Source organism: Curvibacter sp. APW13 (assembly GCF_032337135.1).
Taxonomy (GTDB): Bacteria; Pseudomonadota; Gammaproteobacteria; order Burkholderiales; family Burkholderiaceae_C; genus Allorhodoferax.
Window position 1 is genome coordinate 513,690 of the sequence record NZ_JAVXZZ010000001.1, and the last position, 14,100, is coordinate 527,789.

Consider the following 14,100-nt stretch of genomic DNA (forward strand, 5'->3'; position numbering starts at 1 on the left):
GCAGTGATGAACGTGGGGGCTCACAGAGCACTTCCCTTCACATCAAAACTGAACACACCGGCGTCGCTGCGGGCCAACGCCAGTGACTGGCCTGCTCCGAGCGCGACGCGGGCGGCGGCAAAGTCGGCCTGCACCGGCAGCTGGCGACCACCGCGGTCCACCAGCACAGCCAGCCGCACGCTCGCCGGGCGGCCGAAGTCGAACAGCTCGTTGAGTACGGCACGCAGGGTGCGGCCGGTGTAGAGCACATCGTCGAGCAGCAGGATGTCGGCACCGTTCACCTCGAACGGCAGCGAAGTCTGGGCCGATGCCGCCAAGCCACGCTGGGCGAAGTCGTCACGGTGCATGGCCGACGAGATGGCGCCGGGCGCGTCGGGCAGATTCAGGTCCTTGTGCAGGCGCTGGGCCAGCCAGTAGCCACCGGAGACGATGCCCACCAATCGGGTCTGGGGGGCGCACAGGCGTTGCACGCCATTGCGAAGCTCTACGTACAAGGCTTCGGCATCAAGTGCCAGTTGGGTCACGTCAAACTCCTCAAAAACTGTTCCAGGATGATGCAGGCACTGGCGGCGTCGGCATCGCGGGCACCGCCAGCCAGCGCTTCGGTGGTGCTGTAGCGCTCGTCCACCTCCGCCACGGGCAGGCCGAAGCGACCACGCAACTGGCGGGCGAACTTCTGGGCGCGGGCGGTGTTCTCGTGCGGGGCACCATCGGGATGGAAGGGCACCCCGACCACGATGGCGTCGGGCTGCCACTCGGCAATGCGCTTGCCGATCTCGGCAAATCGCGCATCGCCCTGCAGCTGTATCGTGGACTGCGGCTGGGCCGTACCGAGCATGCGCGTGCCATAGGCCACGCCGGTGCGTTTGGTGCCGAAATCGAAGGCCAAGAAGGTGGCGCAGGAAGATGGAACGGTGGCGTTTTGCGGATCAATGCTCATGCATGCCCCGCTTCCGAGCTGATCATCCAGGACTGCAAGCCCAGCAGGGCCAGCGCATCGTTCCAGCGGCGTTCGACCGGGCTGTCGAAGATGATGGCCTTGTCGGCCGCCACGGTAAGCCAGGCATTGGCGCTGAGCTCGGATTCGAGTTGGCCCTCACCCCAGGACGAGTACCCCAGTGTGAGCAGCAGCTTGCGCGGGCCGGCGCCGTTGGACAGGGCTTCCAGTACGTCGCGCGAGGTGGTCATTTCCAGCCCCGCTTCCGGAATCAGCATGCCCGAGGCATAGACCTGTTCGGCGGTATCGCCGTCGGATGCCGACTGGGACGGGTGCAGCACGAAGCCGCGGTCCAGCTGCAGCGGACCGCCGTGGAACACCGGGGCGTCCTTGAGGTCGGTGCGCCCCAGCGGCAACTCGACCTTGTCGAAGAGTTCACCGAGCGAAAGGTCGGCCGGCTTGTTGATGACCAGGCCCAGCGCCCCTTGGGCACTGTGCTCGCAGACGTAGACCACGCTCTTGGTGAAAAGCCCGTCTTCCAGGGCGGGCATCGCTATCAAAAAGTGGTTGGTGAGGTTGATAGGAGCAGAATCGCCGGGCATAGGGCAATTTTACCTTCCACCATGGATTACCTTTTCGATGTCGGGCTGGTCTGGCTGCGCCGCGACCTGCGCCTGCAGGACAACGCGGCCCTGGCCGCGGCCCTGCAGCAATGCCGACAGGTGCATTGCCTCTTTGTGTTGGACCGCGACATCCTCGATCCCCTGCCCCGCCAGGACCGGCGTGTGGCATTTATCCTGGAAAGCCTGGCCGCGCTCGATAGCGAATGGCGCGCTTTGGCAGGAAGTGACGCCCACGGCTTGCTCGTGGCGCATGGCAACGCTACGGAATTAGTAGCTACTTTCGCAATATCCACGAGGGCCCGCGCCGTTTTCCATGCCGAGGACTACGAACCGCAAGCACGTCAGCGCGATGCGGCTGTCGGGCGGGAACTGCAGGCACGGGGCATCGCCATGGTGGCCGTCAAAGACCATGTGGTCTTCGGGCCGCAGGAGGTGCGTACCCGAACCGGCGCCCCGTACACCGTCTTCACGCCCTACCTGCGGGCCTGGGTGCAAGCGCTGGATGCCCGGCCGCCGGCCTGGCAGCCGCTCGACGTCGACCTGCGCGGGCGCACGCTGGCTCGGCCCTCAGGCTGGGCCGCGAACATTCCGCGCTTGCAGGACATCGGGTTCGAGACCCCCACACCCAGTGCCGCCCTCCAGGGGGGGCGGCCTGCGGCCCTGGCGCTGCTGGAGAGTTTCCAGGATCGGATGGATGCCTATGACGAGCGCCGCGACTATCCCGCGCTGAAGGGACCGAGTTACCTCAGCGTGCATCTGCGCTTCGGCACGGTGTCGATCCGTGAATTGCTGCAGGCTGCCCAAGCCCGCATCCGCACTGGCAGCCGCGGAGCCGAAGTGTGGCGCAGCGAACTGGCCTGGCGCGACTTCTATTTCCAGATCCTGGCGAACTTTCCCCATGTGGTTGATCGTGCGTTCAAGGCACCCTACGACGCGATCGTCTGGGATGAAGGGTCCGAGGCCGATGCGCTGTTCGACGCCTGGTGCGAGGGTCGCACGGGCTACCCCTTGGTGGATGCAGCAATGGCGCAACTGAACCAGACCGGCTACATGCACAACCGCCTGCGCATGGTCGTTGGGAGCTTTCTGGTGAAGAACCTCGGCATCGACTGGCGTCGCGGCGAACGCTACTTTGCCGAGAAGCTCAACGACTTCGACCTGGCAGCGAACAACGGCGGCTGGCAATGGGTGGCGTCCAGTGGCTGCGACGCCCAGCCCTATTTCCGCATCTTCAACCCGGTGCGTCAGAGCGAGCGCTTCGACCCCGACGGCAAGTTCATTACCCGCTACCTGCCTCAGCTGGCCGCGCTTGGGGCTCGCCACATCCATGCACCCTGGCTGGCGGACGCGGACACGCTGGCCCGTGCGGACGTGTCACTGGGCGGCAACTATCCCATGCCCGTGGTGGACCACGCCCGCTCGCGCGCCAAGACGCTGCTGCGCTATGGCGTGGTGGGTGCCAAGACCAGCGCTGAGTAGCGGCGCCACGAGTCTTCGATCAGCCAAGAAAAAAGGCCAGAGGGAACACCCCCTGGCCTCATTCGGCCCACTGATTTCGATCATCAGTGCACAGGTTCCTCGGATTTGGCATAGCGCTGGACCAGCGCCAGCAATTCATCTTCGGAATACGGTTTGCCCAGGTAGTGGTTCACGCCGAGCTCCTTCGCATGGTCACGGTGCTTCTGGGCGATGCGCGACGTGATCATGATGATGGGCAGGTCTTTCAGGCGCGCGTCGTTGCGGATGTTGCGCGCCAGGTCGAAGCCGTCCATGCGGGGCATCTCGATATCCGACAGCACCACCTTGGGTCGCTCTTCCATCAGTACTTCCAGCGCATGCAAGCCGTCATTGGCGGTCGCTACGCGGTAGCCCTCGCGCTTGAGCAGGCGCTGCGTCACGCGGCGCACCGTGATCGAGTCGTCCACAACCAGCACCAGCGGCAGCTCTGCCGCCGCATCGGCCGCCCGGATCACCGGAACCGGCACCGCCGCAGGCGCGGCGTCCTGCACCTGCTGTGCCAGTGCTATGGCGCGCTCGCCGTACACGGTGGCCAGGGCCACCGGGTTGTAGATCAGCACCACGGCGCCCGATGCGAGCACGGACATGCCGGTCAGACCCGGCAGACGCGACAGCTGCGGCCCCAGGTTCTTCACCACGACTTCTCGGTTGCCCAACACATCGTCGACGTGCAGAGCCAGGCGCTGGCCCGCGCTTCGCAGGATGACCACTTGCTGGGTCTTGGCCGGAGGCTCGTGGCTGCGGCTGGACACCTGCAACAGCGCACCGGCCCAGTAGAACGGCAATTGTTCGCCGCCATACAGGTATTCGCCGGTGCCGTAGGCATGTTGCACCACTGCCTCCGCCGCGCGCTGCACGGTCTCGATCAGGTTGGACGGGAGGCCAATGGTCAGTTCACCCATGCGAACCATGACCACCTGCGTCACCGCGGTAGTCAACGGCAGGATCAGCTTGAAGTGGCTTCCCTGCCCCGCTTCCGAGGTGGTCTCGATGCGGCCACCCAGTGATGACACCTCGGCACGCACCACGTCCATGCCGATGCCACGGCCAGACAGCTCCGTGACCTGCTCCGCGGTCGAGAAGCCAGGCATGAAGATCAGGTTGGCAGCATCCGCGTCACTGAGCTCCTGCTCTGCAGTGATCAGTCCGTTGGCAATCGCCCGGGCCCGGATGCGATCCATGCGCAAGCCCGCACCATCGTCGGCAAAGGACACCGACACATCGTTGCTGTGCTGGTCCACCTGCACCGTGATGGTTCCGATCGCCGGTTTGCCGGCCTGGGCACGGGTGGCGGCGTCTTCGATGCCATGCGACACCGCATTGCGCAGCATGTGCTCAAACGCCGGAACCATGCGTTCCAGCACGCCACGGTCCATTTCGATCGAACCCCCGACGATGTCGAGCTTGACCTGCTTGCCGGTGTCCTTGCCGGCCTGCCGCACCACGCCATACAAGCGCTCGGACACGCTATCGAATTCCACCATGCGGGTACGCAGCAGATCGCGCTGCAGTTCACGCGCCTGGCGCCCCTGGGCGATCAGGTCGTCTTCCGTGCCGTCGATCTCACGCTGCAGGTTGCGCTGCACCGTGGCCACGTCGTGCACCGATTCGGCCATCATGCGGGTGAGTTCCTGCACACGGGTGAAACGGTCGAATTCGAGCGGATCGAAGGCCTGCGCCGTATCCTTGGCTTGCTGTGCCAAGCGCGATTGCATCTGCGATTCCGACTGCAGTTCCACGTCGCGCAGCTGCTGGCGCAGGCGCTCGAGGTTGCTGCCCAGGTCTTCGAGCGAGGAACGGATCTGGGCCAGACGACCGTCCATCCGGGAGCGGGTAATAAGCACTTCGCCGGCCTCGTTGACCAGACGATCGAGCAGACGCGAACGTACACGCACGGTCTGGTTGGCGCTCTGACGCTGCTGCGGCACCATGGCGGCCGCCTGCACACCACGCAATGCGCCCGAGATGGTGATCGGTTGCCCGCGCAAGGCTTGCGTGGGCGCAGGTGCTTCGGACTCGGCACCAACCGAGCCGGTCGCGGCCATCTGCACAGGAGTGTCTTGCGTGAGACCGCGTTCCACCGGCAGAGCGAAGGCTTGTGGCTCGGCCTCGTCTTGGGCGTCTTCCTTGCCCAGGCGTTCGAAAACGGCCTGTATGCGGTCCAGACGGTGCTGCAGTGGTTCGATCTGTGCAGACTGGAGGCCCTCAGCGCCGAGTTGCTCGATGCTGGTCTCCATATGGTGGGACATTTCCCCCAGTCGCATGGCACCAGCCAATCGGGCACTGCCCTTGAGCGTGTGCAAGGCACGCAGTACCTCGTTGCGGGCTGCGTGGTCCTGCGGGTTGCTTGTCCACTGGCGCAGTGCGGTAGCCAGTTGGGGCAGCAGTTCCTGCGCTTCTTCCTCGAATATGGGGAATAGATCCTGATCGAGGTTGTCTACGGCATCGAGGTCCTCGTCGTCTTCATCGGCAACATGCAGAGGCGCCGCCGCTGCGATCGCCGGCAACGCCAGCTCACCGACTGGGAGTACCTGCAAAGGCGACGGCGCTGGCTGATCTGCAGCCTCCGGCAGCACTGCGGGGGACTCCACGACCAGATCGCCCAAGTCCATGTCCATGTCGGGCAAGTCGTCACTGCCCAAGGCGCTCGACTCGACCCCTTCAACCGCAGCAAACTCGGTGTCCCGAATGGCCTGCAGCGACTCGACCAGACCGGGCTTGGATTCCTTGATGAATCCGGCTGCAAACTGGTGCAACAGGCGGCGGATATCTTCCGCGGCATCCACAAACACGGCAGCGATTTCCGTGGAGCCGGCCCGATGCAGCTGCACATGCTCCAGTGCGTGTTCGAGTGCCCTGCCCAGTGCGGAGAGGCCGGTGAACCCCACGGTGGCGGAGCTTCCCTGCAGGGAGTGCGCCAACGCGATCGCCGTGTCGGGCACAGCTTCGGAGGTCTGCAACGCCCATTCGCTGAGTTCGGTCTGCAGCCGTCGCGACCATTCGTCGGCTTCGTTGAGGTAGACGTTGTAGAGCGGGATGCTCAAGCGCAGGTCACCAATCACCTTGACCGATTCGTCTACTTCACCGGACTCGATCTCCAGCGATTCTTCAGCCGGGGATTGCGACGCCCTGTCATCGACCTCAGGGCCATCCAACGAGGCCAGCTGGGTGGATGCCATGGCCACTTCGAACGACTCACGCGCCTGGGGCGATGCAAAGTCATCGAGTGTTGCCAATTGGGTCGGCGCGTCCATATCGAGCGCAGGAGCATCCACTGCACCGATATCCAACAGCCCGAACGCATCCTCCGGGGCCTGCGCGGCGGGCTCTTGGGGTTCCAATTCCGCGGGCTGGGTGGCTTGTGCCGGAAAGCTCAAGCCAAAGTCTGCGTCCGCGTGGTCGACCTCCGGTGCCGCTACACCATCGAGATCCACCGCCGAGGGTTGTGGGCTGGCTTGCTCGGCCGGTTGGGGCTCCAGATCTCCGAGGTCAAAGTTTCCGATGTTGAATTCGTCCTGTGACGATACTGCAACGGCTTCCGGGCCCGCTGCAGACAGGTCCAACTCAGCCATCTGATCCAAACCGATGGTCTGGGTCGACTCGAAATCGCGGCGCGGCTCCAGCGGCTGCTCGGGTTGCGCTTCAAAATCCAGCAGGGCGCCAAGTTCCTCAACGGGTCCGGCTGCAGGGACATCGGGCGTATGGAGTGAATCTCCGATTTGGGTGGCAGCGAACTCCACCGACTCCACGACTTCGGCATTGTCCCAGTCAAACTCGGCTTCTGGCAGTTCCGCGGAAGCGGCTGCTGCGGGCTCGACCGGCTCCGCAGCCATCGGCAGCGCCAGAGATTCGTCGGGGCCGATGGCTTCGCTGACCTCGGGCTCGGAGGGGGCGGCAGCCTCCTGCTCGCGCACCTCGTCGGCAGGCGCCGTGTCCGGTTCCGACACTTGCGCTGGCGCATCGCCAAAAGGCAGAGGGACATAGCGGTTGTCGACGCGCATGGCGTCCGCGCTGATCCGGAAGTCGGCCGCCTTCCAGCCGTCTGCCTGCCCCGACGCAATATCGTCGACCCACCGTCCAAACGCTTCCATGGCACTGCGGGTGAGGGCCAGCAGCTCATGGGTGGCAGCCTTCTGCTCAGCCAGTCGGGCATTCATGATCTGCTCGAATGACCAGGCCGCCTCACCAAACTCGGTGAGGCCAACCATACGCGAACTGCCCTTGAGGGTATGGAAGGCGCGACGCAATACGGTCTGCTCTCCCATGTCAGCGTGCGCATCCGCCAGGTTGGCGATGGCCGCCAGACCGCTGCTTACTACCTCGCGCGCTTCCTCGAGGAAGATATCGAGCAACTCTGCGTCATCGTCATCGTCCGCCGTCGCTGACAGGGTGGCCGGGGCTGCCGCTGCAGGTTCGGGTGCTGCAACGGCCGGCAGTGCGTCGACCGCCTCTGCAGCTGCGGGCGCGCCTGGACCAGGTACTGCCGACGCACTTGCCGGAGCCTGCTCACGACCCATCAGCGGCTTGAGCTCGGAACTTTCCTCGTCAAAGACAAACAGCTTCTTGGCCAACTCGCGCTGGTAGCTGAGCATGTCGATGAGGAAGCCCATCGCACCCAGGTTATTGCCAAGTTGATTGAACACGGGCGCAGAGGCGGACGCATCGACTTCATCGACCAGCAACTGCTCGACCTTGGCGCGCATGCGCAGTGCCGCCGTTGAAGGCTGGTCCAAGCCGAGCACGGAAAACACACCGCGCATGGCCGCCAGATGGTTCGGCACCTCCCGCAGAGGGGTCTTGTCCTGGGGATCCCGGAAAAACGCGTCCAGCGACTTCTCGACTTCGCCCAAGGCACCTCGCAATTCGGCCACGACGCTACCCATGGTCTGCCGATCGCTGACGCGCCGGTACAGATCCTCCATCCAGCTCTCCATCGGCTCGGAAGGATTGCCAGCGGCCACCTGATCCAAACGCTGCGCCAGCCGTGCCGACCGAAGGGCTAACTCCGAGTCCGTGGGGTCCAGATCCTCGTAAACAGCTTCCAGGTAGAGCACCGTGGTAGCCACTTCCATGGCCACGGCCGGATCGGGCACAGTCCCTTTCCTGATGCTGGCATCGACCGTCCGCGCCAGCGCCTGGGCCAACTCCTTGCTTTCGGGGTGCAGTTTGGCCATCAGGTCCGTGACCGCCGCGAACTGCTCTCCTGCCAACTTGAGCTTGTGGGTGTCACCGCCACTGAGTGCCGACCACGACTCGGATGCCGAAGCAATGCGCTTGCGCAGCATCTGCAGCAGTGCCGGGTCATACCGTCCAAACTGCTCCTTCTCGTAATCGACCGGCTTCGCGCCACCCAGCGCAAAGGCCGAGCGCACAGCCTCCAGCGCAGGCATCGATGGATCCGCATGGGCGGTGGCACAGAAGAACAGCAGGTCCTGCGCCAGACGCTCCGAAACCGCGGAGTCGCCGCGGCTCAACGTGGCGTATTGCTGGAGCACCCGCGATGCGGCCCGCTTGGTGTAGACGTTTGGCTGGATCGCTCCGCCGGCCAGGGCCTCGAAGAAACCAGCAGCAATCGCCCAGAAGGTGCGTGGCTGCAACCGGTCCTGGCCGTTGGCCAGGCCCAGGCTCACGTCCACCATGCGCCTGGCAGCTGCCACATTGGCCGACTTGACGATATTGAGAATCGCCCAGTCGATCTTCTCGCGGGTGGTCGTGGCATAGGCCATGGCGGGCGCCACGGGCAAGTCATTGACCTCACACCAGCGCCAGTCATACGCCCACAGGTCCGCCGGATGGACCCGCTCGACGGCCGCCAGCTCAGCCACAGCGCGGTATTGGGGGAACAGGGCCACTGCCGAAGCGTGCTTGCCCTTGACCAGGCCTTCCAGGTATTCGTTCAGCGCGAAGCTGGCACGCTCCAGCACGGTCGCCGCCTCGTCGCTGCACAGTTCAGGGCGCTGGACAAAACGTTGCACCATGGATTCCATGGTCCGCAACATCTGCGCCGGCACGCGCAAGCCCACCATCTCCAGGGCGCCCACGGCTTGGTGCAATTGCTGACGGGCGATGCGCAGCTGGCTGGCATCGAGGCTGGCAATGTCGGAACCCAAGGCCATTTCGGCGTCCCGCACAAATCGGCGCGTCGCCTTGGTGGCCCCGTCGAGCGACTTGCGGAGCTCGTCCAGAACCCAGGCCAGGGGCCCCAGATCGGTGGCAGCCAGATCGGTATCGACGGGGGCCGCGGTGTTGGAGGACATGGGTCAGGAACTCCTGCGCTCAGGCAATCTTGAATCGGGATACGGATTGGCGCAGCTCTTCGGCCATGCGCGAGAGTTCACGCACCTGGTTGGCCGTGACACGGGTACCTTCACCGGTCTGTTCGGTCACCGCAAAGATGTGCTGGATGTTGTCGGCCACTTCGTTGGCCAGCGCCGCTTCCTTGGAAGCCGATGCAGAAATCTGCTCAATCAGCTCTGCCACCTGGCGCGACACGCGGTCAATCTCGGACAGCGCAGTACCGGCGTTGTCGGACAGCTTGGCTCCTTCCACCACACCCTGGGTGGAACGTTCCATAGCGCCGATGGCGTCCTGGGTGTCGGTCTGAATCGCCTTCACCAGCGCCGAGATCTGGCGCGTCGCATCGGCGGAACGTTCGGCCAGACGCTGCACTTCCTCGGCCACCACCGAGAAGCCGCGGCCGGCTTCACCGGCGGATGCCGCCTGAATGGCAGCGTTCAAGGCCAGCACGTTGGTCTGTTCGGTAATGTCCGAGATCAGCTCAGTGATTTCACCAATCTCCTGGGACGATTCGCCCAGACGCTTGATGCGCTTGGACGTTTCCTGGATCTGGTCACGGATGGTGTTCATACCGCCGATCGCGTTCTGCACCGCCTGCAGGCCAGACTCTGCGGCCTTGAGCGATTGACGCGCTACCTCGGCGGATTGCTGCGCTTCGGCCGACACCTTGTTGATGCGGCCGGCCATGTCCACAACCGCGCGACCGGTTTCGCGAATCTCGTGCAGCTGCTCGTTGGAGGCTGCCAGCAGTTCGGTCGACGTGGCATCCACCTCGGTGGTGGTCTGGGCCACCTTGGCTGCCGTGCTCTGCACGTTGGTCACCAGAGAGCGCAGTTCCTCCACCGTGTAGTTCACGGAGTCGGCAATGGCGCCGGTGATGTCTTCGGTCACCGTGGCTTCCTGGGTCAGATCCCCTTCCGCCACCGTCTGCAGTTCATTCATCAGACGCAGAATCGCGGCCTGGTTGGCGTCGTTGACGCGCTTGGCTTCCTGCTCCTGGGCTTCGGCTTCCTGCTTCTGCACTTCCGCGACCACCTGGCGCTTGCGGCTGTCGAGCAGCTGCACGTAGGACAGTCCACCGGCAAACACCAGCGCCAAGGCAGCGGATGCCATCAACACCAGCAATTGACCGCCGCCGATACCTGCCTGGTCCGACAACTGGGTTTGCAGGTCTTCCAGACCACGACGCAGCGGCTCGCTGTCTTCGATGATCTGGCCCTGCGCTTCACGCGCTGCCACCAGGCCCTGCAGGTTACCCAAGATGGCACCGGCCTGGACCTTGGTTTCACCGTACATCGTCAACAGGGCTTGCAGTTGCTCCTTGGTCGCAGCATCCTTGGCCGGACTCAGCCGCAATTCCGAACTGCCGGACAGCAGCCCCTCTGCCACTTCCTTGAAGGTGTTCAAGTCCTTACCCAACAGGAACACGGCCTCGGGACTCACCCCCTCGGACGTCAGGAACTCGTTGGACGACTTGCCGATCCGCTGGGTCAACATCACCAGCTGGCCCACGGCGGAGATTTCGACGGCAGGGGCGTTCTGCTGCAGCTTGAGCGACGAAATGGTCTCCGCGATTTCCAGCAGGTCCGAAGACTGGCGGTTGATCAGGCGCAAGGCAGATCCGATCTGGGTCAGGATCTTCTGCTGCCCCATCACCACCTTGGCATTCTTTTCGGCACGGTCAACCAGCGGCAGCACCTTCTCCAAGCTCGGCGCATATTCGTCACCCAGGGGAGAAAGACGCAGTTCATCGTCGCCGGCTTGCAAGCCATGGGCCGTCTTGGACAGCACGCCCGAACTGTCGGACACGTCGGGGAATGCCTGCGCACTGCCCACCACCGCCTGCGACACGGCCTTGGCCAGACGTTGTGACTGCATCAGGGCCTGACCCAGCGAACCCTGCTGCTGCGCCACCTTGTTGGACTGGCTCAGCGTGTAAGCGGTTGCGCCTGCCAGAACCAGCAAGGCACCACCCAACAGGGAAAACAGCACGCGCTGGTGCTGTGCAACGGTCCTGGCCCCGAGCACCGGCAGCGTGATGCGATCACTGCTGTCGATCAGTTCCGACGCCGACACTTCAGGCGCCAGGATCGACGCCGGCGCGTCCGCTTCCGGCGTCGGCTGCACCCGCATGCTTCCGGTGGCATCGGGGTTGCCATCCGGTGTCGCCAGACTCAAACCAGAGTCGACTTGCGATTCCGCTGGCTTCTTGGAAAACAACTTCTTGATGTTATCTACAACTGACATGGTGCAGCCTTTGCTAGAAAACTAAACGCTGATGCTCAAAAATTGGGGGGAGAGGGACAGGGTGCGCAGGTTGATTTCCTGCCACCGCTGGCCGCTCGCGTCGGCAAACTGGTTGCCATAGAAGTCCGGCGCATCGGCTGCGGCGGGCTCGTAGGCCACAAAGTCCTCAGGACCGCGCAAACCGGCCAGGGCATCCACCTGCAGCGCGCAGTTGACTTCCAACGCCGGATTGAGTGTCACGACACTGGGCTCGGCACCCGCCACCGCCTGGCGTGGACGCTGGGCCACCTCGTGCAGAAAGCCCGCCAACTCCACAACGCCAAACAGGCCGCCACGGATGTTGATGACACCGTGAAACCAGGGTTTGGCATAGGGGACAGCCTGCAACCCACTCACAGGGAAGATTTCACCGGATTGGCCCAACGGAAACAGGAAGTTGCTCCCTCCCGCCTTCACGGCGAGCCAGGATACTGCCACACCTTCGGTGCGCGCTGCCTGCAGACGGCTGGCAAGCCGGGTTTGAAGTTCGCGGATCGCGTCGCGGTTAGCCATGTATCAACGCATCAACCCAGGGCTTTGATCTTGCCCAGCAGTTCTGCGGCATCCACCGGCTTGGTGATGTAGTCCTTGGCGCCTTGGCGCATGCCCCAAACCCGGTCGGTCTCCAGGTTCTTGCTGGTGCACATGATGATGGGCACGTCGGCATATTCAGGCGTGCGGTTGATGGAGCGAGTCAGCTGGAAGCCGTTCTGGCCTGGCATCACCACGTCCATGAGGATGAGGTCGGGCTTCTGCTCGGCCAGGCGCTTGAAGGCGTCGTCGGCATTTTCTGCCGAACGCACCGAGTAGCCTGCCTTCTGCAGCAACTCGGACAAGAACATGATTTCGGTCTTGGAATCGTCAACGATCAATACATTGTGAATGGCCATCAGGTCGCTCCTTGCAAAACTGCCCCAAATTGCTGCACGGCCTGCAGCAACTGATCTTTCGTGAATGGTTTGGTGAGGTAATCCTGCGCCCCCACCATGCGGCCGCGCGCCTTGTCGAACACACCATCCTTGGAGGAAAGCATGACCACAGGAACCTGCGCGAACTTCGGATTGCGCTTGATGATGGCACAGGTCTGGTAGCCGTCCAGACGCGGCATCAGGATGTCGCAGAAAATCAGCTGCGGCGCGTAGTCATTGACCTTGGCCAGCGCATCAAAACCATCCTCGGCCAGAAGCACCTCATGCCCGCCTTGCTTGAGAAAGATCTCCGCACTGCGTCGGATCGTATTGCTGTCGTCGATCACCAAAACCTTGTAGCTCGATGCAGGTGTACTCACAAAAATTGGCTCCTGAAGTGGCGCGTGCAAAACCGGTCAACCTACCATCGCCTATTGCTTGTCGGGCGCTGTACCTATGGACAGCCAGTCCCAACGACGTTCAAGCTTAAAAGCCCTTCGCATAGAATGCAACGATTGTATAGAGGGCCTTGGCCCATCAGCACGGCAATCGACCGCATTTTTGACACATTTGCCCGAGGGTTAACCCTAGAGCGGCAAGGACTGCAGCGACACCCCGACCATGAGTGAAACCGACCACGAAGACGACGAGGGACCGGGCGCTTGCGTGCTGGTGTTCAACGCCAACGACCCCAGTGCTGCCGGGGGCCTGGCCGCTGACATCAGCGCAGTGGCATCGATTGGCGTGCACGCATTGCCCGTGGTCAGCGGCACCTACATCCGAGATACCGCCGAGGTCGTCGACCACTACGCTTTCGACGACGAGGCGCTGGGCAGCCAAGCCCGCACCATCCTGGAAGACGTGCCGGTACAGGCCATCAAGGTCGGCTTCGTCGGGTCGCCCGAAAACCTGGCTGTGGTGGCAGAGATCGCCAGTGACTACTCGGAGCTGCCCCTCATTGCCTACCTGCCCGACCTGTCCTGGTGGAAGGACGATCTCACCGAAGCCTACCTGGACGCCTGCACCGAACTGCTGCTGCCGCAGACCACGGTGTTGGTAGGTAGCCACACGACGCTGAGTCGCTGGCTGCTGCCGGACTGGGTCCAGGACAAGCCACCCGCTGCCCGCGACATTGCCAAGGCTGCCAGCGAGTTCGGTGTGCCCTACACCCTGGTCACCGGCATCGCTCTACCGGACCAGTTCATCGACAACATCCTTGCTGCACCCCATGCGGCCCTGTGCAGCCACAAGTACGAACGCTTTGACGCCCACTTCATCGGCGCCGGAGAAACCCTCTCGGCAGCCCTGGCCGCCCTGATCGCCAGCGGCACCGAACTGACCGAAGCCGTCGCCGAAGCCCTGGGCTACCTCGACCAATGCCTGGGCAATGGCTTTCGGCCCGGCATGGGCCATGTGCTTCCCGACCGCATGTTCTGGGCCCAACCCGAATCCGACGACGACGCCGACGAGGACGGCGAGTCCGCCTCCATCGACATTCCTCCCAACGCCACACGGCACTAAGAACATCTCC

General features: G+C 63.6%; 10 protein-coding genes. 2 read left to right on the forward strand and 8 right to left on the reverse strand.

The window, feature by feature from the left end:
- Nucleotides 1–20: 20 nt before the first annotated feature.
- The 3 genes from pyrR to RQP54_RS02350 are packed head-to-tail and all read right to left on the reverse strand — an operon-like array spanning nt 21 to nt 1,539.
- The gene (gene pyrR / locus RQP54_RS02340) at nt 21–524 is read right to left on the reverse strand and encodes a bifunctional pyr operon transcriptional regulator/uracil phosphoribosyltransferase PyrR (protein ID WP_315676562.1); all 504 of its coding nucleotides are present in this window, start codon (nt 522–524) and stop codon (nt 21–23) included.
- On the reverse strand, nt 521–940 hold the full coding sequence (ruvX, locus tag RQP54_RS02345) for a Holliday junction resolvase RuvX (protein WP_315676563.1): 420 nt from the start codon (nt 938–940) through the stop codon (nt 521–523). Before ruvX ends, pyrR begins: the two co-directional genes overlap by 4 nt.
- Entirely contained in the window at nt 937–1,539 is a 603-nt protein-coding gene (locus tag RQP54_RS02350; RefSeq protein WP_315676564.1) for a YqgE/AlgH family protein, read from the reverse strand. Before RQP54_RS02350 ends, ruvX begins: the two co-directional genes overlap by 4 nt.
- A gap of 21 nt (nt 1,540–1,560) precedes the next feature.
- On the opposite strand from RQP54_RS02350, the gene RQP54_RS02355 reads away from it, so the two are divergent.
- Nucleotides 1,561–3,039: a deoxyribodipyrimidine photo-lyase gene (locus RQP54_RS02355; protein ID WP_315676565.1), complete on the forward strand. Its 1,479-nt coding sequence runs from the start codon at nt 1,561–1,563 to the stop codon at nt 3,037–3,039.
- Between the two features lie 83 nt (nt 3,040–3,122).
- Here RQP54_RS02355 and RQP54_RS02360 read toward each other — a convergent pair whose 3' ends face one another.
- The 5 genes from RQP54_RS02360 to RQP54_RS02380 are packed head-to-tail and all read right to left on the reverse strand — an operon-like array spanning nt 3,123 to nt 12,949.
- Nucleotides 3,123–9,335, reverse strand: coding sequence for an Hpt domain-containing protein (locus RQP54_RS02360; protein WP_315676566.1), 6,213 nt, complete (start codon nt 9,333–9,335; stop codon nt 3,123–3,125).
- 19 nt (nt 9,336–9,354) lie between these two features.
- Nucleotides 9,355–11,622, reverse strand: a complete 2,268-nt coding sequence (locus tag RQP54_RS02365) for a methyl-accepting chemotaxis protein (RefSeq protein WP_315676567.1) — start codon at nt 11,620–11,622, stop codon at nt 9,355–9,357.
- 21 nt (nt 11,623–11,643) lie between these two features.
- Nucleotides 11,644–12,174 (reverse strand): chemotaxis protein CheW, encoded by a 531-nt coding sequence (locus RQP54_RS02370; RefSeq protein ID WP_315676568.1) that lies wholly within the window; start codon nt 12,172–12,174, stop codon nt 11,644–11,646.
- 11 nt (nt 12,175–12,185) lie between these two features.
- Complete coding sequence (locus RQP54_RS02375; protein WP_315676569.1) at nt 12,186–12,551, reverse strand: PleD family two-component system response regulator; 366 nt, start codon at nt 12,549–12,551, stop codon at nt 12,186–12,188.
- Entirely contained in the window at nt 12,551–12,949 is a 399-nt protein-coding gene (locus RQP54_RS02380; protein WP_315676570.1) for a PleD family two-component system response regulator, read from the reverse strand. The genes RQP54_RS02375 and RQP54_RS02380 overlap by 1 nt, the downstream gene beginning before the upstream one ends.
- Nucleotides 12,950–13,190: 241 nt before the next feature.
- Here RQP54_RS02380 and RQP54_RS02385 point away from each other — a divergent pair, with 241 nt between their 5' ends.
- Nucleotides 13,191–14,090, forward strand: coding sequence for a hydroxymethylpyrimidine/phosphomethylpyrimidine kinase (locus tag RQP54_RS02385; RefSeq protein ID WP_315676571.1), 900 nt, complete (start codon nt 13,191–13,193; stop codon nt 14,088–14,090).
- Nucleotides 14,091–14,100: the final 10 nt, after the last annotated feature.